Genomic DNA, 25,035 nt, shown 5'->3' on the forward strand with positions numbered 1-25,035 from the left:
GGACAACGTCTCAGAATGCGTAGGTCTCAGAAGGTTGGCGGTGTGCAGGCACTGATCACAACACAGCGCACAGCGCCGATATTGCGGAAACGGTGCGGTTTGGTGGACGCGAATTTATAACCATCCCCCACTTGCAGCACCTCGACCTCGCCATCGACCTCCAAAAGCAGCTCGCCCTCGATCACGAACCCCGCCTCCTCGCCCTCATGGGTATAGGGCTCGCCGGTATCAGCGCCCGGCTCGTAGGTTTCGTAGAGCATCAGAAGCGAGCTGCCTTGGGAATAGCCCAGACGCTGCAACTTGGCCGCAGGAGACAGCGGGTTGATGCCCGAGCCATCCACCTGTTCGGGGGTGATGCGCTCCAGTTCGTCATGTCGGAACACGAACTTATCCACAACCGCCGCATCGCTTTCGAAAAACTCGGACAGGGTTAGATCGAGCGCTTCGAGGATTTTCTTGAGCGACGAAATCGACGGGCTCGTTTTGTTGCCCTCGATCAGCGAGATCATCCCGTTGGTGATGCCTGATTTCGCGGCCATTTCCCGCTGTGACATCTTGCGCGCCTTGCGCACGGCCTTGAGCCGTGCACCCACATCAAATTCCATCGCCTGTCCCGTTTGTATCCTTACGTCCGGAACATTTTCTTAGCAGGGCAACGGATTAATGACGAGAAAATCACGCAAATCCGAGCATTTACCGTAATTTTATTCGGGATATGCAAAAATATTAAGCAACCCTGCACGATCACCCCGGTTTATAGCCCAAGGCGGGGCATCTCGATCTTCGGGCAGCGGTCCTGCACCACGGTCTTTCCTGCCTGCTCCGCAAGCTCCGCGGCCTCGGCATTCGCCACCCCGATCTGCATCCAGACCGTGCGCAGCGACGGCAGATGCTCCAGCGCCTCGCGAGTGATCTCGGGCACCGCGTCGGAGCGGCGGAAGATATCCACCATATCCACCGCGATCCCGTCGGGGATCGAAGCGAGATCGGCATAGACGGTCTCGCCCAACTCGCTCTGCCCCGCCAGCCCCGGATTGACGGGAATCACCCGATAGCCTTTGCCTTGCAGGAATTTCGCGACCATATGCGACGGCCGGTCCGTGTTGGCAGAATAGCCGACCACGGCAATCACTTTGGTGGCTGTAAATATTTCGCGCAGGGTGGTGTCGGTCGTCATCGGCTTTACTCCCTTTTTCAGTCCCTTGCGGGAATCCTTCAAAAAAAAGCGCCCCGACCATAAGGCCTGGGCGCGAGTGCGGAACGAGGGACAGTGAACAAGGCGCAGCGGTTCCGAGTCTGCGCCTCCTGCCTATCAAGTTAGAAACGGCGGCGGCCATTTAAAGGCCCCGTCGCTATTCTCTCGACTATGTGATCCGTAAGATCGATTTTTTCGCGCGCCGTGGCAGTTCTGTCACGATTGCGCAGGGAGGCGACTGACAGCCGCATAAAGCGAAATCGCCGCGGCATTCGAGACATTGAGCGATCCGAAATCCGCTGCGAAGGGGATTTTCACCAGATGATCACACAGCTCGCGGGTGCGCTCGCGTAGCCCCGGCCCCTCGGCGCCCATCACCAGCGCGATCGGCAGATCGGAGGATTTCGACAGACCCTCGGCCAGCGTCATCTCCGCCTCACCCGCGAGACCATAGACCACATAGCCGATCTTCTGGAGCTGCTCGATGGCATCGCCAAGGTTCTGGATGCGCAGATAGGGCTGCCGCTCCAGCGCGCCGGAGGCGGTTTTCGCCAAGGCGCCGGTCTCGGGCGCCGAATGGCGATGCGGTGCCACAACGGCCCGCGCGCCGAACACCTCCGCCGAGCGCAGGATCGCACCCACGTTATGGGGATCGGTCACGCGGTCGAGAAGCACCACCACCGGAGAGCCCTGCCCCGGTTCGCAGACATCCACCAGCTTGCCCCAGTCGAGAGGCTTCACCTCGAGTGCCGCCCCCTGATGGACCGAATCCTCGGAGATCGGCACGTCCTTGGTAAAGCGGCGCACATCGACGATCTCCGGTTCCATGCCCGATTGTGCGATGGCCTCGGCCAGTTTGTCGGCGGCATTCTTGGACAGGACCAGACGCAGTCGCGTGCGGTTGGGATTAAGCAGCGCATCACGCACCGCATGAATACCGAACAGCCATACGGTTTCCGCCGCCGCTGCGCGTTTCGAACGTTCTTTGTCGATGACCCAAGACGGCTTCTTCATCGGATTCCCCTTATATACTTGATCTTCTTCCTGCGCATTTGCGCGCCAATTGGCAAGCCCGAGAAAGAGTTGCAAGAAAAATCGAAAAAGGTGCTTGACGGTCCCCGCCACTCTCCGTAAAAGCCGCCACACAGCGTCGGGTGACGTGCTGCAAGGTGCGGCAGCGGACTGTAACTCCGCCGGGGAGACCCACGCCTGGTTCGATTCCAGGGTCACCCACCACTACCCCTCAGGGGTTCTGGTGATACGCTGTAAGCTCCTGAAAAATATGTGATTAGGAAAAGACATAGCTCTGTCTTTTCTGGCAGCGTTGCGCTTAGTATACTCGCAACATTCGATCCGGAGCCCTTCATGTCGCAACAATCGTCAGAAGAAAACTTCATCGTGCTCTGCATCGCCCAGCGGGGGCGGCTCGAGCATGAGGCCGTGGTCTTTACACGCTCTTTCCGCGCGACAAACCCCGAGTTCAAGGGACGGCTTATCGTGGCCGAACCCACAGGTGTGCGCTGGCGCGAGCCCACCACCCTCACGCCGGAGATCCGGGCCATTCTCGAAGAGGACGGCGCCGAGATCCTGCCCTTCGAGAATCGCCATTTCGGCGAAGACTATCCCTATGGCAACAAGATCGAGGCGCTGGCCGCCCTTCCGGCCCAACCTTTCATCTTCTTCGATACCGATACCGTTTTCACCGCGCCCCTGCCTCCGCTCGATTTCAGCTACCCGACCGCCTCCATGCGTCGCGAGGGCACATGGCCCGAACCGCCGCTTTATGGACCGGGCTATCACGAAATCTGGAAATGCCTCTATGACCGGTTCGGCATCGCCTTCGAGCCGACGCTCGATCTGAGCCAGCCCGAGGAATTCTGGAAACGCTTTCTCTATTTCAACGCGGGCTGGTTCATGGGCGCTGATGCGCAGGAATTCGGCGCGCGCTTCCTGCGCTTTGCGCTTTCCATCCGTGACGAGACGCCCGATGAGCTGGCCTGCCAGTCGCTCGACCCCTGGCTCGATCAGATCGCACTGCCGCTGGTCATCGCCTCGCTCGGCGGCGGCCGTCCGCCCGCAAGCCTCGACGCGCTCGACGGGGCGTCAAGCTGCCATTACCGCACGCTTCCCCTTCTCTATGCCCGAGAGAGCGAAAGCGCCATCGCGATGGTCGAAGAGGTCTGCACGCCCAACCGGATCAAAAAAGTGATCAAGGCCTATGAGCCGATCCGCAAACTCGTGCTACAAGGGAAAGGCAAGAAGATCCGCGCGCTCTTTGACCAGAACGACCTGCCGCGCCGCGAGAAGGTCATGCGCAACCGGATCAAGCGCGAAGGGCTCTGGCTACGATAGCTTTGCGCGCCCTACAACCGGCCCTTCCGGCAGGAGCGCTCCGGCGCGGGCACCCTGTGCAAGCTCCTGCCAATATGGGCAGCGCTTTGCCGAAGTCTCCGGTAAAATCACCCATCAGGGTGGTTCGCCGCTTTCCTTGAAAGCCGTTCTCGGCTACCAGTAACAAAACACCAAAACGGTGCCTTTAGGCCCCGATGAGACGCACCGAGCCAGACCATGAAACCTCAATTCGCCCTGAATTTCGCGGACGAAACCGTCAGCCTCCTTGCACGCCACAGCTATGGCTGGATGGCGCATGGGCAGGTCCGGCTCGATGACGAGGCGGGGCTCGAGGCAGGGATGGCCGCGCTGCGCGCCAAGGTGATCGAGCTGGGCGGGGCGGAGTTTGCCACCAAGCTCGTCATTCCCGCCTCGCAAATCCTCTATACCGCAGTGCATGCCCCCGGCCCGACCATCGCCGAGCGCCGCCGCCAGATCGAGGCCGCTCTGGTTGGCATGACACCCTATCCGGTGGAAGATCTGGTCTTCGACTGGTCCGGTCCCGGAAAGACGGTGCATGTGGCGGTGATCGCACGCGACACGCTGCGCGAGGCCGAGGATTTTGCCGAAAGCCACGGAATGCGGCCTGTCTCCTTCGTTGCACTGCCGCAGGGCGAGGAGTTCATGGGCGAGCCGTGGTTTGGCCTGACCACCTATGCGCCCGAATATCTGGCGCAGGGCGATTATGTGCAACCCGACCACAAGGCCATCGTGATCTGCACCCCCGAGGAAGGCGCCGCGGCCATCGCCGCAGCCCAAGCCGCCTCCGAGGCCGCGGAAGCCGAGGCGCGCGCCGCCGAAGCGGCCCGCGTTGAGGAAGAACGGCTGGAATATGAGCGCCTCGAAGCTGAACGGCTCGAACAGGAACGGCTGGAACACGAGCGCATCGAAGCCGAACGGCTCGAACAGGAACGGCTGGAACACGAGCGCCTCGAAGCCGAGCGGCTCGAACAGGAACGGCTGGAGCGCGAGCGCCTCGAAGCCGAGCGGCTCGAACAGGAACGGCTGGAGCGCGAGCGCCTCGAAGCCGAGCGGCTCGAACAGGAACGGCTGGAGCGCGAGCGCCTCGAAGCCGAGCGGCTCGAACAGGAACGGCTGGAGCGCGAGGAGGCCGAGCAAGAGGCCGCGCGGGCGACATATGCCCGTTCCGCGCAGGACTACGAGCCTGCCGAAGCGGAGCCCGCTCAATCCTATGGCGCTCCTGCCGCTTATGACACCGGCAGATATGTTATGGACCCGCCGCAATGGCAGGACGAAATTGACGACATGCCCGAGGATATGCACGACACCCTGCATGCCCGGACGCCGCGCAGCTCGCTGGCCGAGGAACTGGCGGTCTATGGTCAGGAGCCGAGTGAGGAAGAGCGCCGTGAAGCCGAATATGGCAGCGACTTCGGCGCCGAAAGCGGCCCCTATACCGAGGACGAGTTCGCTGAAAGCCCGCAGGCCGCCTCCGCGACGATCGGGGCTGCCGACCGCGCCAGCGCCCAGGCACAGAGCTGGCAGAATGGCGGCTCGGACCGGATCTCGATCCCCGAGAGCGATCTCGACCGGCTGCGTGCCGAATTCGGCGTCGAACGGCCCGAAGATATGCCCGGCAAGAATGCCTCGCTCGCCGCACAGAAAGCCGATGCCGAACAGGCTGCGGCAACGCCCAAATTGAGCGGGGCGCGCCGCGACCTGCCCGCCATCGGCAAGGGCCCTGCCCTGCATGCCGAACGTGGGAACGAAAAAGAGCCTACGGCCAGATCCACGCCCGAACGCAAGGCAGGCGAGCTTCGCAAACCGGTGATCGCCCCTGTCACGGAGGGCCCCCCCCTGTCGCGCAAACCGGTCGCGGCAGAGGATGCAACCAACCCGCAGGGACGTGTCTCGATCACTGCCCGCGTCAGCCGCGCGGCAGACGAGGAAGATGATGCCCCCGCAGGGGATCTGTCGGAGCGTATCGGTGGCAAGCCGAAATATCTCGGGCTGATGCTGACTGGCGTGCTGATCCTCGTCCTGGCCATTCTGGCGATGCTCATGGGCAACGGCTCCGAGAGCGAGGACCTGCCCGCGGCTCAGGAGCAATCCGCACTCTCGCCGGACGCTGCCCGGACGGAAAGCGCACAGACTGACAGTGCTCAGGCCGACGCTGGTCAGGCCGACGCTGGTCAGGCCGACACTGCGCAAACAGATACCACACAGACCGAAAGCCCTACCGCTACAGAACCGGCCACTGCCGAGGCGACCGCCAGCGATACGGCCTCGGCAACCGCCGAAGCGCAGCCCGTCGCTGCAACCGGCAGTGTCGATATGCTCGACACCCCTGCAAAGCGCGACCCCGAACCGACAGTGCCTGACGCCCCCCCACCCTATAACCAGCTGGCCCGCATCCAGCCTGACGGCACGGTGACCCCCACCACCGAAGGCGTGTTGATGCCTGGCAATTACATGCTGGTGGCGGGCGAACCGCCCAAGACCCCGCGCGCGCGTCCGCAGGATGTGGCCTTTGCCTATACCGAAGCGACCGGCAAGCCGATGCCCTATCAGGCGCCATCGCTGAAGGGCAAAACACCGCGGCTACGGCCCGAGAGCGTGGTTAAGGCGGCTGAGGCCGCCGCTAATGCCCCCATCCCCGTGGCAGCCGCCCTACCCGAGACGCAGGGCCCCGCCGCCAAGCCTGCCGCGAAACCCGAGGAGCCGCAGGCCGCAACGCAGAGCGCCCAGACAGATAACGTCACAGAAGCGGCCCCGCAGACCAGCGATCCGCGTCTCTCGAGCGCCTCTCCCCTGCGCGCCCGTCCGGCAACGGTTGCCTCAGCGGCACAGGCGGAAGCGGAGCGGCGCGCCGCCGAGCAAGAGGCAGCCGCGCAGGCCGCAGCCGCGCAAGCCACGGCCACCGACCAGGCGGTGACCGTATCGCGCCGCCCCCTCGGCCGGCCACAGAATTTCTCGAACGCGGTGCAATCGGCTCTTGCGGCGGCGATGGCCAGCACACCTGTAGCGGCAGCCCCTGCTCCCGCTCCACGGCAAACCGCCCGCACCGCGACACCTGCACCGCAACCGCAGCGACAGTCACAACCGGAAGCCGAAGCCGATGACGAGCCGGAGGCCAGTTCCGCGCCCACTCTGCCGACCTCGGCCTCGGTGGCCAAAGCCGCCACCAGCGATAACGCCATCAAGCTCAATCAGGTTAATCTGATCGGCGTCTATGGCGGCACGACCAGCCGGCGCGCCCTCTTGCGCATGCCCAATGGCCGTTTCGTCAAGGTGCAGATCGGCGACAAGTTCGATGGCGGACGCATCACGGCGATCAATGACAATTCCCTGACCTACCAGAAGGGCTCGCGCGCCTACCGCATCAACCTGATCGACGGCTGATCTTCGCCACTCCCGATCCGGCCTGCGGCAATTGCACTTGCCCCACACGAAAATTCGAGTTTTTTCGCGCCAGTATCTGGACTAGCCTTGCAGCACATCCTGCTTGGTCATCCGTGCATGACCCCTCGCGCGTCTCCCGCGCCGAATTGAAAGACGATCGCACAAATGGAAGCTTTTCTGCTTCAGGCCACCCTGTATCTGTTCGCCATGATCATTGCGGTGCCGCTGGCGACACGGGCCAAGCTCGGGTCGGTTCTGGGCTATCTGATCGCGGGGTTGATGATCGGGCCGGTGCTGGGCCTGACCGGTTCGGAAATGGACGATCTCCAGCATTTTGCCGAATTCGGTGTGGTGATGATGCTGTTCCTGATCGGGCTCGAACTGGAACCCCGCGCGCTCTGGGCGATGCGCGACAAGCTGGTGGGCTTGGGCGGGCTGCAGGTGGCAATCACGCTGGTGGCGGTCACGGCCTTTGCCATGGCCTTCGGGCAGCCACTCTCGGTGGCGCTTGCACTGGGCATGATCTTCTCGCTCAGCTCGACCGCCATCGTTCTGCAGACCCTGAACGAGCGCAAACTGATGCAGACCCCGGGCGGGCGATCCACCTTTGCCGTGCTGCTGACGCAAGATATCGCAGTGATCCCGATGCTTGCGATCCTGCCCCTGCTGGCACAACCCGGCGCGCGGGCGCTGGCCAAGGCCGAGGCGCAGGCGCATAATCCGGTCTCGGCCTTTATCGCGACCCTGCCCGGCTGGGGCGTAACACTATTGACGCTGGCCGCCGTGGCGCTGGTCGTGCTGGCGGGCCATTATCTTGTGCGCCCGATGTTCCGCTTCGTGCAAAGCACCCGCCTGCCTGAAATGAACACCGCCACCGCCCTGCTGATCGTGGTGGGGATCGCCACGCTGATGAATATGGTGGGGCTCTCGCCCGCACTCGGCACGTTCCTTGCGGGCGTAGTTCTGGCCGATAGCGAATTCCGCCACGAACTGGAAGCCTCCATCGAGCCATTCAAGGGCCTGCTGATGGGGCTCTTCTTCATCACCGTGGGCGCTGGCATCAATTTCGCCGTCTTCTTTGCGGCCCCGTTCGAAATCACCGGGATCGTCATCGGGGTGGTCGCGTTGAAGATCGCTGTCCTCTACGGCCTCGCGCGCCTCTTCAAGATGCAGGGGCGCGACAGGTCGCTATTCACACTCGGGCTGGCACAGGCGGGGGAATTCGGCTTTGTGCTCGTGTCCTTCGCGGTCAGCCAGCGGATCTTTCCCAATGATCTGGCCGAGAAGATCCTGCTGGTCATCGCGCTCTCCATGCTGATCACACCGCTCCTGTTCATCCTGCAAGGCGCCTTGGCTTCGCGACTGCGCGAGGAGACACCAAAGCCCGACGAGATCGACGAGCAGCAACCGATCATCATCGCCGGCATCGGCCGCTTCGGGCAGGTGGTGAACCAGCTGGTCACCATGTCGGGCTTCCGCACCACCATGCTCGATAACGACCTCAAGATGATCCAGTTGATGCGCACCTTCGGCTATAAGGGCTATTTCGGCGACCCGACTCGACCCGAACTGCTGGCCGCCGCAGGCATCATGAAAGCGCAGGTGCTGGTGGCCGTGCTGGATGACAAGGATGCGGTGACGCGGCTTGTGACCTACGCCCGAAAACTCCGCCCCGATCTGCATATCATCGCTCGTGCCCGCGACCGCGTGCATGTCTACGAGCTGTATAAAGCCGGTGCGAATGACATCGTGCGCGAGATGTATGACAGCTCGTTGCGCGTCGGGCGCTATGTGCTGGAGAATGTGGGGCTGTCGGATTACGAGGCTGCAGAACTGGAGAAAATCTTCTTCAAGATGGACCGTGCCATGGTGCGCGATCTTGCGGAGGTCTGGAAACCGGGTGTGCCGATCGAACAGAACCACGAGTATATCGCAAGAACCAAGGAGAAGAATGCGGGCCTGCAGGCGGCCATCGCGCAGCGGTTCGCGATGCGTGGGGACAACGCCCCGCCCCCCAAGGTGGATACCGACCGGCCTGCCAGCGTGGGTGAGCTGGACGACTGATCCCGACACCAGAAATACAAAAAGCGGGCCACTCGGGGCCCGCTTTTCTATCAGGAAAGCGATATGGTCAGGCGGCGGCGCGGCTGTCGAGCACTTCGTCGACTTTCTTTGCCGCACCGGCCTCGTCAGTGCCCGAGACAGCCGCGATCTCGCGGGTCAGACGCTCGAGCGCGGCTTCATAGAGCTGACGCTCCGAGTAGGACTGCTCGCGCTGGTCATCGGCGCGGTGCAGGTCGCGCACAACTTCCGCAATGGACAGCAGATCGCCGGAATTGATCTTCTGTTCGTATTCCTGCGCACGACGCGACCACATGGCGCGCTTCACCTTGGCCTTACCCTTGAGCGTGTTCAGCGCGCGGGTCACCTCGTCTTCGGAGGCAAGACCACGCAGACCGGCCTCGGTCGCTTTGGCGGTCGGCACGCGGAGGGTCATTTTATCTTTTTCGAAGGAGATAACAAAAAGCTCGAGCTTCAGGCCCGCAATCTCTTGCTCTTCGATCGACATGATCTTGCCGACACCATGAGCGGGATACACAACGTAATCGTCAGGGCGGAATTCCGATTTCTTCTTGGTCATTCAGTCGCTTCCTTGCAGGCAATCCGTTCGGCCCGTTCCCACAGCGAAAAAGACACCCTCCGGCTGCCGAAGCGCCGCGCGGGTGCCATATATCTGTGAGATCACTGAGACGGTGAGCATGCCGTAACAGAGGGGTCCGGATCTATTATGGCCTGACTATACCATAAAAACGACGATCAGAAAAGCACGGCGTCAATACCGCGCCATGACAAGATTAACAAATCCTTTACGCCGGAAACCATGTTGCGGCGGATACCGCCCGCTCAACAGTCATGACAAAGCCGGGAAGGCGCGTTGCACATCCCGGCTTCGTTCAAAAAACCAGTGAGGCAGCAAAGGCTTACTGATCGCCCTCGCCCGGCGCCTCGGAGAAATATTTCTCCATCTTGCCGGTTTCGCCGTCATATTTCTCGTGATCGGGCATCGGATCTTTTTTCTGCGTCAGAACCGGCCACAGTTCGGAATATTTGCGGTTCATCTCGACCCAGTCTTCCATTCCCGGCTCGGTATCGGGACGAATCGCGTCCGCGGGGCATTCCGGTTCACACACACCACAATCGATACATTCGTCGGGATGGATCACCAGCGTGTTCTCGCCCTCGTAGAAGCAATCCACCGGGCAGACTTCGACGCAATCCGTGTATTTGCAGTTGATGCAGTTGTCGGTAACGACATAGGTCATGGCACGAATCCGGACATTATTGGACGTTTCAGGCTTGGTAGCCCTATGAGGGCCATGATGCAAGACGCCCCTGCCACCTAAGCCACGCATAAGACGGGACTTGTGGAAAACGCAAACAGATCAGGCGCGCTGTTCTTCCCGATCCGGACCCGACGAAACATCCGTTCCATCCAGATCGCGGTAGAGCAGACGGGCTTCCGGCGCAGGGCCGCGGCGTTCGCCGCATTCGAGCACTTCGAGCACCCGCACCCCGCCCCCCAGTGACAGGGTCAGAATAGTGCCCGGGCCGATGGACCGCCCGGGCTTGGTGATTTTCTGACCGTTGATCCGCAGTTTCCCCCCCGACACCAGAGCGGCGGCCAGCGTGCGCGTCTTTACGAACCGCGCCTGCCAGAGCCATTTGTCGATGCGGATCTGCGGACCCTCGGACATCGGACTTATTTCTTGTCCTTGAGGCTTGCGAGAATCGCGAAGGGGCTATCGGGATCCATCGGCTTTTCTTTCTTCGGCGGGCGTGCCTCGAATTTCTGGCCACCTTTGGGGGCACCTTTGCCCTTGTTACCTGGCTTGCCGCCACGGCGTTGCTCGCCATCGTTGCGACGATTGCCTTCGGAGCGGCGCTTGCCACCTTGATTGCCACGTCCTTCACCCTCACCGGCCTCGCGGCGCGGTGCACGGTTACGGGCCCGCGGCACCCATTTGAAGGTATAGAACACCTCCATCTCGGGGCCTTCGGAGGCAGAGGCTTCGGTCTCTTCGGCGACAACACTCTGTTCTTCGGGGATCGGGTTGATGGCTTCGCCCTCGGGCTTGACCTGCGGCGCGGGTGCCGCCTTGGCTTTCTCGCGCTCGCCCTTCTCGGCCTCGTAGCCCAGACCCTGCATCAGGTCCGAGAACTGCTCGAGCGTCATGCCGGTGATCGACAGCATGTCGGGATTGGCCTCGAAACCGCCACGGCTATCCTGGCTGCGCAGAAGATCGGCCAGACGTTCCAGCATGTCGATACGGATCGCACGGGCACCTGCCGGGCGATAGCCCGCGCGGATATAGGCGGTGCGGTCGACCGTCTCCACATTGGGGATCGTCACCAGACCCGGGGGCGGGCTTTCGGGGAAATCATCCAGACCGTCGAAGAGCGAGGCCAGAACCAGACGCAGACGCGTCGGCGCGGGCTTTAGCAGTTGGGTCTGGAAGATGGTGTATTGGCCGAAGCGCACGCCATGTTTGCGCAGGAGGCCACGCGCCTCCTGATCCAGATCCTTGACCTCGTTGGCCACATCCTCGCGCGGGAGGATGCCCATGCCCTCGACCAGACGGAACGCGAAGCCACGGGCAAGACCGGTCACACCCTCATCGCGCGACATCGACAGCAGCGGCTCGAAGAGCGCTGCCACCTTGCGGTCGATGAAATGCTGCAGGCGGCGCGTGACCTTCTCGGCCACATCGGCACCGGCCTCGTCATCGACGAAGGCCTGCACGGAGGGCTTGAGGGGATCATCGCTTTTCACCAGCTTGCCGACCGCGGTCGTGCCCCACATCAGGCCACCCTGTTCGGTGAAATCCATTTCTGTGTCGGGGGCATTATAGAACCGGTCCGCCCGCAGGCTGAATTCCGGCTTGAGTGCCTCATAGGCCGCGCGGGCCAGCATTTTCGCCTCGTCGGGGCTGGACGTGCCGTCCTGCTGGAAGCGGAACCCATCCAGACGGCCGGCGAATTCGCCTTCGACCGTCACTTCACCCTTGTCGTTCACCTCGGCCACGAGGGTCTCCTTCTGCTTGAGCCGCCGCAGCAACACACTGGTGCGCCGGTCCACAAATCGTTGGGTCAGCGCGCTATGCAACGCATCTGACAATCGGTCTTCTACAGCGCGCGTCTCCTCGCGCCAATGCAATTCGTCTTCGACCCAGCCTTTTCGCTGCGCGACATAGGTCCATGTGCGGATAAACGCCAATCGGCGCGATATGGCATCGATATCGCCATGCACCCGATCAATCCTTTCGACCTGACGTGCCAGCCAGTCGCCGGGCACACCTTTTCCGGTCTGCAAGAACTCGAAAATCCGCGCCAGAAGCGTTGCATGTTCCATTTCGGAAATCGAGCGGAAATCCGGAATACGGCAAACATCCCACAATAGCCGCACATCTTTTGGGCTGGTGACGCGGTCGATCACCTCGGGCATCGCGGTCAGCGTTTTGAGCGCGCGCAGGTCATCCGCCTCGCGGCCCCGTGTCAGGCGCTCGTGCTGGGGCTGCATCTCGAGCGAGGCGATCAGCCGGTCGGTCGTGCCGAATTCCAGCTTGGAATTGCGCCATTGCAGCCGGTCGAGCGGCGCGAAACGGTGGTTTTCCACCGCCTCGACCACGCCCTCCTCGAAAGGCCGCGCCTCACCGGTCACACCGAAAGTGCCATCGGTCTTGTAGCGCCCTGCCCTTCCTGCGATCTGGCCGATCTCGTAGGGAAAGAGCGAGCGCATTCGGCGGCCATCGAATTTCACCGTCGAGGAAAAGGCCACATGGTCGATATCGAGGTTCAGACCCATGCCGATCGCATCGGTCGCCACCAGATAATCGACATCGCCATTTTGATACATGGCAACCTGCGCGTTACGGGTGCGCGGGCTCAGCGCCCCCATCACCACCGCACAGCCGCCCTTCTGGCGACGCAGCAGTTCGGCGATGGCATAGACGTTATCTACCGAAAAACCCACGATCGCCGAGCGCGGCGGCATCCGCGAGGTCTTCTTGGAGCCCGAATAGGTCAGGTTCGAAAATCGCTCGCGGCGGGTGAACTGCACCCGGTCCACCAGCGCGACAATCGCGCCCTTCATGGTCTCCGAGCCCAGCAGAAGCGTCTCGTGCAGACCCCGCGCATTCAGCAGCCGGTCGGTAAAGACATGCCCCCGCTCCGGATCGCCACAAAGCTGGATCTCGTCGAGCGCTAGAAAATCCACGCCCATATTGTCGGGCATGGCCTCGGTCGTGCAGACCCAATACTGGGTGCGCTCGGGCACGATGCGCTCCTCGCCTGTCACCAGCGCCACAACGGAGGGGCCGCGCATGGCCACGATCCGGTCATAGACCTCGCGCGCCAGAAGGCGCAAAGGCAGACCTATCATGCCGGTGCGGTGGCCCAGCATACGTTCGATGGCATAATGCGTTTTGCCGGTATTGGTCGGCCCAAGGACCGCGGTCACTCGCCCAGACATAGTTCCTTTCGCGCAGGGGGCAGCTTCAAAGAGGCGTGCCACCCAGCATTTTTTCAAGCCGGTCGATTGCGTCTTTCACATCCTGCTGATGCGGATTCAAGCCGAAAGAGGCCTGATAGGCCTTCAGCGCACGCTTATTATCACCGGTTTCCTCGAGGATCATGCCAATTCCCGCCAAAGCGACCCATTGGCGCGGCTCGAGCCGCAATGTCTGCGCCAGATCGGAGATTGCCGGACCATAGAGCCCCGCCATGTAATATGCCTGCGCGCGCGTATTCCAGCCCTCGGCGAAATCGGGCGCATGGTCGGTCAGCGCGGTCAGATGTTCGATCGCGGCCTCGGTATCGCCCTGATCGAGCGCATCCTCGCCGCGCTTCAGCAGCAGATCCATCGCCGCCGATCCCGAACGCGACCAGGCCCGCTCTATATCGGATTGCGCACGCGCCCATGCGGCATTGTCAGGATCGGCCAGCTCGCTGAAAGCGCCATCCACCGACGAATCGGCATGCTGCTGGGCGGGTTGGCTGGCCGATTGCGCCCAGACACTCCCCGAAATCAGGCAAATAGCCGCCGCGCCGCCAAAAAGCCGCCGCAAAGAAACGAAAAATTTGTCTGTCCATTGGATCGTGCTCATGGTGAAAGAGTACCTGAAACGCGTTCGAAATCGAGCCTGAAAATATCACAATTCGGAGCACCCTATGAGTAAAGTCATTGCCGCCGCCGTCGAAGCCCTTGAAAAGCGTCTTCCCGAAGGGTTTCCACAGGTCGCGAAATTCGTGATCCATGACGAAGGCGCGATCATTGTGGACCCGAATGGCGTGCGCGCAGGCGGGATCGACACGCCGTCCGAGGTGACGCTGAGCGCCACGCGTGACACGTTCGAAGGCCTGCTGGGCGGCACCGTGAACCCGATGAGCGCCTATATGACCGGCAAGCTGAAGCTCGACGGACCGATGGGGCTGGCGATGCAGCTGGGGCAGGCCTTAGCGAAATGATCCCCGCCCCCTTCCATGCCGATCTGGCCCGCGGGCCCGAAGGCGGACAAGCCTTCTGGCTGGAGACGGCGGACGGAGTGCGCATCCGGCTCGGCCTGTGGCGCGGCCCGCAGCATCCGCGCGGCACCGTTTTCCTGTTGCCCGGCCGGACCGAATATATCGAAAAATACGGACCTGCCGCAGGTGATTTCGAGGCGCGCGGCTTTGCCATGCTGACCGTGGACTGGCGCGGACAGGGGCTGGCCGACCGCGCACTGGACAACCGGATGAAGGGCCATGTGACGCATTTCGACGCCTTCCAGACCGATCTCGACGAGGTTCTCGAGGCCGCGCATGCGCTGGACCTGCCGCGCCCCTGGTTCGTGGTCGGACATTCGATGGGCGGCACCATCGCGCTGCGCCGGTTGCTCGATGGCAGCCCCTTCGCGGCCTGCGCCTTCTCGGGGCCGATGTTCGGCATCAAACTCCCGCCACCCGTGGCGCTGATCCGCAAACCGCTCGCCAATCTGATCCGCCAGCTCAGGATCACCGGCCTATTCCCTCCCGGAATGGGACCTGCCTGCTATGTGCTGAACACGGAATTCGAGGATAACCTACTGACCAAGGACCGCGACATGTGGGCGTTTTTGGTCGAGCATGCCGCCCGCGTGCCCGAACTGTCCCTGGGAGGACCGACCCTTGGCTGGGCGGCGGAAGGCGTGCTGGAATGCGACCGTCTGGCCCAACGCCCCTCGCCCGATCTGCATTGCTACTGTTCGGTCGGCACCGACGAGCGCGTCATCGATATCGCTGCGGTCGATCACCGCATGCGTGGCTGGCGCAAGGGCACGCTCGACTGGATCGACGGGGCCGAGCACGAGGTCATGATGGATACGCCCGAGCGGCGCAAGCGGTTCTTTGACGGCTGTGTCGGGGCGTTCGGGAAAGCCCTTTAGATCTTGATCTCGGAAAATCCGTCACGCAGCACATCCGACCATGCCTGCGACATGGCCATGAACTGCGGGTCCTGTGCCTCGATACGGGTAGTCTCGCTCACCGCGAGATCGCCATCGCGGATAACGGCAAGATCAAGCGGCATCCCCACCGACAGATTCGAGCGCAGGGTCGAATCCATCGACAGCAGAACCGCCTTCTTGGCATCTTCCAGCGGTGTGGTTTTCTGCACCACACGGTCGAGGATCGGCTTGCCGTATTTATGCTCGCCGATCTGCAGGAACGGCGTGTCCTCCGTCGCCTCGATAAAATTGCCCTCGGGATAGACGAGGAACATCCGCATCGCGCCGTTCTGACGCTGCCCTGCCACGATCATCGACGCCGAGGTCGACACCTGGCTCATTTCCATCTTGGCATTGATCGAGCTGCGCACCCGCGCCAGCGTCGCCCCGATGATCTCGGCAACTTTCAGCATGGTGGGCGCCAGCATGATCGAGGTCTCGGCGGTGGCCTCGGGGTCTTCGATCGCTTCGCGCAGCTGGGCGATCGTGGTCTGGGTGACCGACAGCGAGCCCGCCGTCATGACCGTTATGACCCGTTCGCCCTTCGCCTCGAAGGTGAACATCTTCTTATAGGTCGAGATGTTATCCAATCCGGCATTGGTCCGCGTATCGGACAACAATACCATTCCGGCATCCAGCAACAGTCCGACGCAATAGGTCATTCTTATCCTCGGGCGATTCGTTGAGCACTCATTACATCGCCGATTTATTGCTGGACGCTTTCCAGAGCAACGGAAACCTTCATGCGCTCCTCGCCCATACCCTGTGCAATCCCGCGGATCGGTGCCGCATCCTGCGCGTCAAGCCCCGAACCGATACGAATATAGCGCGCATCCGGACAGCAGCGATTGGCCGGATCGAACCCGACCCAGCCGTAATTCTCCACAAACAGCTCGGCCCATGCGTGGCTGGCCTCGTCGCGCTCGCCCTCACCCTCGCCAAAGAGATAGCCCGTCACATAGCGCGCGGGCACATCCAGCGCGCGCGCCATGGTGATCAGCACATGCGCCTGATCCTGACATACGCCCTTCTTGCGATACAGCGCCTCGGAGGCGGTGGTTCTGGCCTCGGTCTCGCCGGACTGGTATTCGACCTCGTCGGCCGTCAGACGGCATAGGCGGTGCGCCTGCTCCAGAGGCTCTTCCTTGCCCGTCACGCCCTTGGCGGCCAGCGCCGAGAGCGTGCCGTCGTCATGGGTCAGAGCGGTCTCGCGCAGATAGGCCAGAGGGTTGATCGTTTCGCGATGGCCGCGCAGCATGCCCGCCGTATCGGCCGTCTCGACACGGCCCCGCACGGTGATGCGCAGCTGCTCGAGAGGCCCGCGCACGGACCAGCCCTCGATCCTGTCACCCGCCCCGTCACGGAAGGCGCCGCCAAGGACGCCCCCCTGCACGGCCACATCCCAGTCGATGACCCGCTGCCCGTCATGGCGCGAGGCAAAGAGCCTGAGCGACTGAACGGAGCTGCGCATGGGCGCATCGTAATCGTAAATCGTTACATGGTTGACGGTCAGGATCATCTTGCCTCACCCGATAGATAGGTCTCGAACACGGTCGAGGTCAGGCCGGAGACCTCGCCGATGAAGCGGGTCAGGAACTCGTGCAGCCCCTCGTCGAAAATATCCTCGACCTCGGCTTTCTGCAGCTCGCCCAGAAGCGCGCGGGCCCGCATCTGCGGCAGCCCCGATTTGCGGTAGTCGCGGGCAAGGCATTCCAGATGGTAGGTCACCTTCTCGGCGGCCGTGATCAGCGAGCGCGGGCTCTGCGGATTGAGGATCAGGAAATGCGCGATCTTGCGCGCCGTCAGCTCGCCGCCATAGGCGAAATGGAAGGCGCGATGCGCCTGCAGCGTGCGCAGCAGTGTGTGCCACTGATAACTATCGAGCTCAGATCCCACAAAATCGAGCGACGGCAGCAGAACGTAATATTTCACATCCAGAAGCCGCGCGGTGTTATCGGCCCGCTCCAGCGCGAAACCGATATTGAGGAAATGGTAGCCGTCATTATGCAGAAGCGTCGAATCGATGGCCCCACGCACCATGGTCGACTGGCGCGAGACCCATTCGGTCAGGTCGGTCAGTTCCAGCTCGGAGCGCGGTCGGCGTTCAAGCTGGCGCAACTCCTGAAAGGCCATGTTCAGCACGTCCCAGAGCTGGCCCGAGATCGCGGTGCGCACGATCCGCGCATTTTCGCGGGCCCGCTCGATACAGGAAATCACGGAAGACGGGTTGTCACGATCGAAGAACATATAGCTCTCGATATTGCGCTGCACCGGATCGCCATATTTATCGGCAAAGCCGTCAGCGGTGCCCGAGGCCTGTAAAAGGCTCTCCCACTCGCTGCGATAGCCATCGCCATTGGCCTGCGGGATCATGGTGATCCGCGCGCCCACTTCCAACAGGCGGGCCATGGTCTCCGCCCGCTCGATATAGCGGGCAATCCAGAACAGGTTTTCGGCGGTCCGGCTCAGCATGCCACCTCTCCTCTCGAAACGGGTGGCAATTCCGGCGTAATTGTCTCTCGGCATGGCTTCCCCCTCATTCCGCCAGAACCCAAGTGTCTTTAACGCCCCCGCCTTGCGAGGAATTCACCACCAAAGAGCCTTCGGTCAGCGCAACGCGCGTCAGACCTCCGGGAACAAGTTCAATCTTCTCACCCACCAGACAGTAGGGCCGCAGATCCACATGGCGCGGAGCCACGCCCTCGTTGACAAAGGTCGGCGTCGTCGAGAGCGCCAGCGTCGGCTGGGCAATGTAATTCTCGGGATCTTCCTCGATCTTGCGACGGAAGATCTCGATCTGCTCCTTCGTGGATTTCGGGCCGACCAGCATGCCGTAGCCGCCCGAGCCATGGACCTCTTTGACCACCAGTTCCGGCAGGTTGGAGAGCACATATTTCAGATCGTCCGTTTTGGCGCATTGCCATGTGGGCACGTTCTGCAGGATCGGCTCCTCGCCCAGATAGAAGCGGATCATCTCGGGCACGAATGTGTAGACCGCCTTGTCATCGGCCACACCTGCACCGGGCGCCGAGCAGATACTGACACCGCCCGAACGGTAGCAATCCATCAGGCCGGGCACGCCCAGCATGGAATCGGGACGGAAGCAGAGCGGATCAAGGAAAGCATCATCGATCCGGCGGTAGATTACATCTACCTTCTTGGGGCCCTCGGTCGTGCGCATCCACACGAACCCGCCCTCGCAGAAGAGATCGGGCCCCTCGACCAGTTCGACCCCCATCAGATCGGCAAGGAAGCTATGCTCGTAATAGGCCGAATTGTAATGGCCGGGCGTCAGGATCGCGATGGTCGGGTCCTTGTCGCATTTGGCAGGCGCCACGGAGGCCAGCGTGCGCCTGAGCGCCTCGGCATAGCCATCGACCGGCTCGATCCGGTTCTCGTGGAACAGCTTGGGGAACATCCGCATCATGATCTCGCGGTTCTCCAGCATGTAGCTGACCCCCGAGGGCGTGCGGCAGTTATCCTCCAGAACGTAGAAATCCTCGGGGCCGGTGCGCACTAGATCGATGCCCACGATATGGCTGTAGATCCCCATGGCGGGTGTGAAGCCCATCACCGCGCGCTCGAAGGCCTCGTTCTGATAGACAAGCTTGGCAGGGATCTTGCCCGCCTTCACGATCTCGGCCTTGTTATAGACATCCTTGAGAAAGGCGTTCAGCGCACGGGCGCGCTGCTTGATGCCGGCCTCCAGCTTGCGCCATTCCTTCTGCGTAAAGACACGCGGGAACATATCGAAAGGGATCAGCCGGTCGGGGTCGCCGCCTTCACCATAAACGGCGAAGGTAATGCCGATGCGGCGGAAGAGCTGCTCGGCTTCGGCCTGCTTCATCTGGCGCAACTCGGCAGGCATGGAATTGGTCCATCCCTCTAGCCGCGCATAGGGCTCTCGCACCGAGCCTCCATCATACATCTCATTGAAATGTTGGATCATTGCGCCTCGACTCCTTCACCTCTTAAGGGAAGATTAGGCAACGCATTCACCAAGGGGAAGCGAACCAGTCCCTGCGGCCGTCTTTCTGCTTTGAAAAATGTCGTAAAATTAGACCTATGCTTATAATTTAAGCAATCCCTCCGGGTTCCCCCCGACGCCCATCGCCGAAGCAACATCGCACACTCCCCAGCGCAAAACTCGACATCTTGCACTTATTTTTTGATCGTTATGAATATAATAATTTGGGCATTTCCGCAGAATGGCAAGCGCGGCGCATAAAAAATTGTAGGAAGTATGACATTGTGGTCAATTCCCCGATGTCCCGCCGCTGCCCCTTCCCCTCGCTGCCCATGCAGCCTATCTCTTGGGAGACACGGAAAAGAGGACATGATGACACTTCATCTCAAAACCCCCGTCATGGATGCGAATGCCACCGCAGGGACCGGCAAGTTCGGCGCCCTGCCCGAATGGGACCTGAGCGACCTCTATCCCGCACCGGATAGCCCCGAATATGCCGCCGATATGGCCAAGGTCGAAAAGGACTGCGCGAGTTTCGCCGCCGATTATGAGGGCAAACTGGCCGCACTTTCGGGCGCGGAAATGGCCGAGTGTATCCGCCGCTACGAAGAGATCGAGACCACTGCCGGACGTATCATGTCCTATGTCGGCCTACGCTATTACCAGAACACGGTCGATCCCGACCGCGCCAAGATGATGTCGGACGCGCAGGACAAGATCACCGCCTACACCACGCCTCTGGTGTTCTTCAGCCTCGAGTTCAACCGCATCGAGGACGAGACCTACAAGGCACAATTCGCCGATGCCGGCGCCGCGCGCTATAAGCCGGTTTTTGACCGTATGCGGGCGATGAAACCCTATCAGCTCTCGGACGAGCTGGAGAAATTCCTGCATGACCAGTCGGTTGTGGGATCGGCTGCGTGGAACCGCCTGTTTGACGAGACCACCGCCGCGCTGGAATTCACGGTGAATGGTGAGGCGCTGAACCTCGAATCGACCACCACGCTTCTGGCCGATCATGATCGCGCCACCCGCGAGGCGGCCGCGCGCGAGTTGGCCCGCGTATTCGGCGCCAATATCAAGCTCTTCGCCCGTGTGCACAACACACTGGCCAAAGAGAAGGAGATCGAGGACCGCTGGCGCAAGATGCCGTCGGCCCAGGCTGCGCGTCATCTCTCCAACCATGTCGAACCCGAGGTCGTCGAGGCGCTGCGTAACGCGGTTGTGTCCGCCTATCCCAAGCTCTCGCACCGTTATTACGCGCTCAAGGCCAAATGGATGGGCCTCGACAAACTGCAGGTCTGGGACCGTAACGCGCCCTTGCCGATCGAGGCTCCGCGCGATGTGCAATGGTCCGAGGCCCGCGCGATTGTCGATGAGGCCTACGGCGCCTTCGATCCGCGCATGGCCGAGCTCGCCAAGCCCTTCTTCGAGCGCGGCTGGATTGATGCCGGCGTCAAACCGGGCAAGGCTCCGGGGGCGTTCGCGCATCCGACGGTGACCACCGTCCACCCCTATGTGATGCTCAACTACCTCGGCAAACCGCGCGATGTGATGACGCTGGCGCATGAGCTGGGCCATGGCGTGCACCAATGTCTGGCCGCCGGTCAGGGCGAGATGCTGGCCTCGACGCCGCTCACATTGGCCGAGACGGCCTCGGTCTTCGGCGAGATGCTGACCTTCCGCAAGATGCTCGAAAAGGCCAAAACGCCTGCCGAGCGCAAAGTGCTGCTGGCTGGCAAGGTCGAGGACATGATCAACACGGTCGTGCGCCAGATCGCCTTCTACGATTTCGAGTGCAAGCTCCACGCCGCGCGGCGCGAGGGCGAGATGACGCCCGACCAGATCAACGCGCTGTGGATGTCGGTGCAGGGCGAGTCGCTCGGTCCGGCTTTCGAGTTCATGGACGGATACGAGACCTTCTGGACCTATATCCCCCATTTCGTCCACTCGCCCTTCTATGTTTATGCCTATGCCTTTGGCGACGGGCTGGTGAACGCGCTTTACGCCACCTATGAGGGCGGGCTTGACGGCTTCCAGGAGAAATATTTCGACATGCTCAAGGCGGGCGGCTCGAAACATCACAAGGAGCTGCTGGCCCCCTTCGGCCTCGACGCCTCGGACCCTGCCTTCTGGGACAAGGGCCTGTCGATGATCGCGGGCTTCATCGACGAGCTGGAAGCGATGGAAGAAGCCTGAAACTCAAAAGCCGCCCCAAGGGGCGGCTTTTTCTTTGAGCCTGCAAACGGTTACAGGCGGATCGTCGAGATAAGCCGCCCGTAATCGGCCTCTTTGGCATGGGTGGTGCGGCGGAAGGAATAGAAGCGGTCCGGCTCGGCATAGGTGCAGCGCCCGATCCATTCGGCCTGCCCCACGCCCGCGTCGCGCAGCCGCTGAAGCCCGAAGGACGGCAGATCGAACATCGGGCGGCCATTGGGACCACCGGCGAAGAAGCGGCTATAGGCAGGATCTTTCATCAGGAAGGTCTCCATGAACTCCTCGCCCACCTCATAGGCCGCCTGACTGATGCAGGGCCCGATCACCGCGCAGATGCGTCCGCGCTCGGCGCCAAGGGTCTCCATCGCCTCTACGGTCGCCTCCAGCACCCCGCCCAAAGCGCCTTTCCAACCCGCATGGGCGGCGCCGATCACGCCGGCCTCGGGGTCGGAAAACAGCACAGGCTGGCAATCCGCCGTCAACACCGACAGCACCACACCGGGCGTTTTTGTCACCAGCCCGTCAGCTTCCGGTGCGGGCTGCGCGGGATCTTCAACCACGGCAGCCAGTGCCGAATGGACCTGCCGCATCGAGGCGAGCTGGGCGGGCTCGGCCTCCATTGCCTCGGCCACACGCGCACGGTTGACCTCGACCGCCGAACTCAGATCGCTCGAGGCCACTCCACAATTGAGCCCCGAGAAAATCCCCGAGGACGCCCCGCCCTTTCGGGTAAAGAAGCCATGCCGGACGGGGCGCAGCAATGGGGACGTCAGGATTTCGAGCGTGGTGGCCATCGTATCTGTCATCTTCTTCAGCTTCTATTGGAACTCGGACATACAAACCCCGCCCTCGGGCGGCAGGCTTTACCGGCAGATCATCCGGCGGGCGCAAATCCCGGCGGCATCGGCGCGCCCTGCGGGACAAAGGCAAGCGCCTTGAACAGCTGACCCATTTCAGAGGGGTGGGTCAAGCGGCGATGCGCGGCAATATGGTCCTCGAGCGCCGCGTCACTCAGCTTCCCCGCCAATGCCTGTGCCCGCTGGGTGATGCCGAGACGTTCCAGCAGCACGCCCTGCGCCGTCATCTCGCTGACCGCCAAACCTGCCGCAACGGCCGCCTGTGCCAGAGGCTCGAAATCCACATGCGCGGTCAGATCCGCCTGACCCGGACAGGCGAAGGGATCAACCGGCTCATGCTTCTCAAGCGCTTGAAATGTATCGCCCAAACTACGCCAGCCGCCGTAATCGACAAAGATCGCCATGCCGCCATGCCGCACCCGCGCGGCCACCGCCTCGACCACGGGCACGGCCTGCGGACAGATCTCGACGATATCGCCCGGACGGGTCAGGGCAAAACGCGGCTCGAGCAGCGCAAGGCGGGTCGCGGGCGAAAGCCCCGCGCGCAGGGTATCGTCCTCGGCCCCGACCTGCGTCTCGGCCCAGCCCGTCTCGGTGCGCGTAAACTGCCGGATCGGCAGGGCATCGATGAATTCATTGGCCACGAAAAAGAGAGGCGCCGTTTCGGGAAGGTCTTCGACCCTCTCGCACCACGTCACCTGATGGTGCTCGAGCGTTTTCGCCTGCACCTCGCGCAGGGTGGGTGAGGCCTCGACCAGATGGATATCGGCGGCCTCCAGCATCCCCGGCACACGGGCCAGAACCCGCAGGATATCGGCCATCAGTGTGCCGCGTCCCGGTCCCGCCTCGGCCAGCGTGAAACACGCAGGCGCCCCCTGATCCATCCAGACCTGCGCCAGACACAGGCCCAGCATCTCGCCAAAAAGCTGACTGATCTCGGGCGCGGTAATGAAATCGCCCGCCTGCCCGAAAGGATCACGGGTCGCGTAATAGCCCGCCTGCGGGTCCAGAAGACAGGCCGCCATATAGTGATCGAGCCGCATCGGACCATCCGCACGGATCGCCGCAAGCAGCCGCGATTTCAGATCCCCGCTCACGCAGTCCCCACCTTGGGCCTGCGCAGCGCCCGTATCAGGATTGCGAGCCCGATGATGATCATCGGCAGCGACAGGACCTGCCCCATCGACAGACCGAACTGGCCCAGTTGCACCACATAGCCCATCGGGTTGGTGGCGGTCACGAATTGCGGATCGGCCTGACGGAACAGTTCGACAAAGGCACGCGAAAGGCCATAGCCCATCAGGAAGATGCCAAAGGCCGCCCCCGGACGGCGCAACAGCCCGCGCGAGACCAGCACCCACAGAAGCAGCCCCAGCACGATCCCTTCAAGGCCGCCTTCATAAAGCTGCGAGGGGTGACGGGCGCACATGCCGTCCACCTGTCCCGCGATCCCCAGACAGGTCTGCGCGGCCTCCCCCGGAAAGATCACGCCCCATGGCACATCGGTCGGATGCCCCCAGAGTTCGGGCTTGATGAAATTGGCGATCCGGCCCAACAGAAGCCCGATCGGTGCCACCACCGCGGCGGCATCCCCCACCGACCAGACTGGCAGGTTATGGCGGCGACAATAGAACCAGACCGCGATCACGGTGCCGAGGAACCCGCCATGGAAGGACATACCCCCCTTCCACACCATCACGATTTCAAGCGGGTGGCTCAGATACCATGCGGGTTCGTAAAACAGCACAAAGCCCAGCCGTCCACCGAGAATGACCCCCACGATCACCCATGTCAGCAGGTCTTCCACCTGTTTGGCGGGCATCGGCGCCTGACCGCCCCAGAGGGTTGGCGCCTTCATCAGACGCATGATGATGAACCACCCCGCCAACAGCCCCGCGATATAGGCCAGCGCATACCAGCGGATAGGCAGATCCAGCACCGGTATGACAAAGGCATTCGGGTCGATCTGCGGAAATGCAATCGCCAGTGGCAGCATCGGGCTGTCTCCTTGGAAGGGCCGCGAACGGGGCCGTGAAATCGTTGTCGCGCGATGGCCGGAGAAAGCCTTCCCCGCCACCGGAAGTCAAGCCGTGGAGGCGGCAATCTGGCGGCCCGCACTGGCTTGTCAGGGAGCGGGCCGCACTGCGGCGCCGCGCTCGGGACTTGTCAGCGGGGGTGCAAACCCTCATATATGAGGCAACTGAAAGCCCTAGCCCGAGGATGGGAAGAGATCATGACCGCGCCCAACAAACTCTTTGACGAGATGTCCAAGCTGATGACCAATGCAATGGGTGTTGCTCAAGGCGCCCGCACCGAGGCCGAGACGGCGATGAAATCGTGGATGGACCGCTGGCTGGCCGAACGCGACTTCGTGACCCGTGAGGAATTCGATGCTGTCAAAGCGATGGCCACCAAGGCCCGTGAGGAGAACGAGGCACTCAAAGCCCGTCTGGACGCGCTCGAAACCAAGGGCTGAGCCACGCGCTGCATGAGTCAAAAAGGGGGCCATGTGCCCCCTTTTTCTTG

Annotated in this window: 22 protein-coding genes and 1 tRNA gene; 8 read left to right on the forward strand and 15 right to left on the reverse strand. The window is 62.2% G+C overall.

The window, feature by feature from the left end; genetic code table 11:
* Positions 1–26 precede the first annotated feature (26 nt).
* The 3 genes from VSX56_RS10745 to rlmB form a co-directional block, all read right to left on the reverse strand.
* Complete coding sequence (locus VSX56_RS10745; RefSeq protein ID WP_339113163.1) at positions 27–605, reverse strand: cupin domain-containing protein; 579 nt, start codon at positions 603–605, stop codon at positions 27–29.
* A gap of 149 nt (positions 606–754) precedes the next feature.
* Positions 755–1,177, reverse strand: coding sequence for a CoA-binding protein (locus tag VSX56_RS10750; RefSeq protein ID WP_339113164.1), 423 nt, complete (start codon positions 1,175–1,177; stop codon positions 755–757).
* 234 nt (positions 1,178–1,411) lie between these two features.
* Entirely contained in the window at positions 1,412–2,209 is a 798-nt protein-coding gene (gene rlmB / locus VSX56_RS10755) for a 23S rRNA (guanosine(2251)-2'-O)-methyltransferase RlmB (RefSeq protein WP_350937000.1), read from the reverse strand.
* Positions 2,210–2,347: 138 nt separating this feature from the next.
* On the opposite strand from rlmB, the gene VSX56_RS10760 reads away from it, so the two are divergent.
* From VSX56_RS10760 to VSX56_RS10775, 4 genes are all read left to right on the forward strand, one after another.
* Positions 2,348–2,431: transfer RNA gene (locus tag VSX56_RS10760), tRNA-Tyr, on the forward strand.
* A 129-nt stretch (positions 2,432–2,560) separates the two neighbouring features.
* Positions 2,561–3,547 (forward strand): GT-B fold glycosyltransferase domain-containing protein, encoded by a 987-nt coding sequence (locus VSX56_RS10765; protein WP_350937003.1) that lies wholly within the window; start codon positions 2,561–2,563, stop codon positions 3,545–3,547.
* 216 nt (positions 3,548–3,763) lie between these two features.
* Positions 3,764–6,949: a hypothetical protein gene (locus VSX56_RS10770; RefSeq protein WP_350937005.1), complete on the forward strand. Its 3,186-nt coding sequence runs from the start codon at positions 3,764–3,766 to the stop codon at positions 6,947–6,949.
* A gap of 165 nt (positions 6,950–7,114) precedes the next feature.
* Complete coding sequence (locus VSX56_RS10775; protein ID WP_350937007.1) at positions 7,115–9,013, forward strand: monovalent cation:proton antiporter-2 (CPA2) family protein; 1,899 nt, start codon at positions 7,115–7,117, stop codon at positions 9,011–9,013.
* A 67-nt stretch (positions 9,014–9,080) separates the two neighbouring features.
* Here the strand turns inward: VSX56_RS10775 and VSX56_RS10780 are convergent, their stop codons facing one another.
* The 5 genes from VSX56_RS10780 to VSX56_RS10800 form a co-directional block, all read right to left on the reverse strand.
* A complete protein-coding gene (locus VSX56_RS10780; protein WP_339113169.1) occupies positions 9,081–9,590 on the reverse strand; it encodes a CarD family transcriptional regulator in 510 nt (169 codons plus the stop codon).
* Positions 9,591–9,930: 340 nt separating this feature from the next.
* On the reverse strand, positions 9,931–10,272 hold the full coding sequence (gene fdxA, locus VSX56_RS10785) for a ferredoxin FdxA (RefSeq protein WP_339113170.1): 342 nt from the start codon (positions 10,270–10,272) through the stop codon (positions 9,931–9,933).
* A gap of 120 nt (positions 10,273–10,392) precedes the next feature.
* The gene (locus VSX56_RS10790) at positions 10,393–10,704 is read right to left on the reverse strand and encodes an RNA-binding S4 domain-containing protein (RefSeq protein WP_350937010.1); all 312 of its coding nucleotides are present in this window, start codon (positions 10,702–10,704) and stop codon (positions 10,393–10,395) included.
* Between the two features lie 5 nt (positions 10,705–10,709).
* Positions 10,710–13,478, reverse strand: a complete 2,769-nt coding sequence (locus VSX56_RS10795; RefSeq protein WP_350937013.1) for a helicase-related protein — start codon at positions 13,476–13,478, stop codon at positions 10,710–10,712.
* A 25-nt stretch (positions 13,479–13,503) separates the two neighbouring features.
* Positions 13,504–14,112, reverse strand: a complete 609-nt coding sequence (locus VSX56_RS10800) for a tetratricopeptide repeat protein (RefSeq protein ID WP_339113173.1) — start codon at positions 14,110–14,112, stop codon at positions 13,504–13,506.
* A 64-nt stretch (positions 14,113–14,176) separates the two neighbouring features.
* On the opposite strand from VSX56_RS10800, the gene VSX56_RS10805 reads away from it, so the two are divergent.
* Positions 14,177–14,473 carry an SCP2 sterol-binding domain-containing protein gene (locus VSX56_RS10805; protein ID WP_339113174.1) on the forward strand — a complete coding sequence of 99 codons (297 nt, stop codon included), beginning with the start codon at positions 14,177–14,179 and terminating at the stop codon, positions 14,471–14,473.
* Entirely contained in the window at positions 14,470–15,408 is a 939-nt protein-coding gene (locus tag VSX56_RS10810) for an alpha/beta fold hydrolase (RefSeq protein WP_339113175.1), read from the forward strand. Before VSX56_RS10805 ends, VSX56_RS10810 begins: the two co-directional genes overlap by 4 nt.
* On the opposite strand, the gene VSX56_RS10815 is transcribed toward VSX56_RS10810, so the two are convergent.
* From VSX56_RS10815 to VSX56_RS10830, 4 genes are all read right to left on the reverse strand, one after another.
* On the reverse strand, positions 15,405–16,130 hold the full coding sequence (locus VSX56_RS10815; protein WP_339113176.1) for a proteasome-type protease: 726 nt from the start codon (positions 16,128–16,130) through the stop codon (positions 15,405–15,407). The two genes, VSX56_RS10810 and VSX56_RS10815, sit on opposite strands and share 4 nt — an antisense overlap.
* Positions 16,131–16,174: 44 nt before the next feature.
* Positions 16,175–16,987, reverse strand: a complete 813-nt coding sequence (locus VSX56_RS10820) for a transglutaminase family protein (protein ID WP_339113177.1) — start codon at positions 16,985–16,987, stop codon at positions 16,175–16,177.
* Entirely contained in the window at positions 16,984–17,940 is a 957-nt protein-coding gene (locus VSX56_RS10825; protein WP_339113178.1) for an alpha-E domain-containing protein, read from the reverse strand. Before VSX56_RS10825 ends, VSX56_RS10820 begins: the two co-directional genes overlap by 4 nt.
* A gap of 64 nt (positions 17,941–18,004) precedes the next feature.
* On the reverse strand, positions 18,005–19,417 hold the full coding sequence (locus VSX56_RS10830) for a circularly permuted type 2 ATP-grasp protein (RefSeq protein ID WP_339113179.1): 1,413 nt from the start codon (positions 19,415–19,417) through the stop codon (positions 18,005–18,007).
* 390 nt (positions 19,418–19,807) lie between these two features.
* Between VSX56_RS10830 and VSX56_RS10835 the strand changes: the two genes are divergently transcribed.
* On the forward strand, positions 19,808–21,634 hold the full coding sequence (locus tag VSX56_RS10835; protein WP_350937017.1) for a M3 family oligoendopeptidase: 1,827 nt from the start codon (positions 19,808–19,810) through the stop codon (positions 21,632–21,634).
* 50 nt (positions 21,635–21,684) lie between these two features.
* Here VSX56_RS10835 and pgeF read toward each other — a convergent pair whose 3' ends face one another.
* From pgeF to lgt, 3 genes are all read right to left on the reverse strand, one after another.
* Complete coding sequence (gene pgeF / locus VSX56_RS10840) at positions 21,685–22,458, reverse strand: peptidoglycan editing factor PgeF (protein ID WP_339113180.1); 774 nt, start codon at positions 22,456–22,458, stop codon at positions 21,685–21,687.
* 68 nt (positions 22,459–22,526) lie between these two features.
* The gene (locus VSX56_RS10845; RefSeq protein WP_339114530.1) at positions 22,527–23,552 is read right to left on the reverse strand and encodes a class I SAM-dependent methyltransferase; all 1,026 of its coding nucleotides are present in this window, start codon (positions 23,550–23,552) and stop codon (positions 22,527–22,529) included.
* 50 nt (positions 23,553–23,602) lie between these two features.
* Positions 23,603–24,505, reverse strand: coding sequence for a prolipoprotein diacylglyceryl transferase (gene lgt / locus VSX56_RS10850; RefSeq protein ID WP_339113181.1), 903 nt, complete (start codon positions 24,503–24,505; stop codon positions 23,603–23,605).
* 237 nt (positions 24,506–24,742) lie between these two features.
* Between lgt and VSX56_RS10855 the strand changes: the two genes are divergently transcribed.
* Positions 24,743–24,985: an accessory factor UbiK family protein gene (locus VSX56_RS10855; RefSeq protein ID WP_339113182.1), complete on the forward strand. Its 243-nt coding sequence runs from the start codon at positions 24,743–24,745 to the stop codon at positions 24,983–24,985.
* Positions 24,986–25,035: the final 50 nt, after the last annotated feature.

The organism is Thioclava kandeliae (assembly GCF_040297545.1).
Taxonomy (GTDB): Bacteria; Pseudomonadota; Alphaproteobacteria; order Rhodobacterales; family Rhodobacteraceae; genus Thioclava; species Thioclava kandeliae.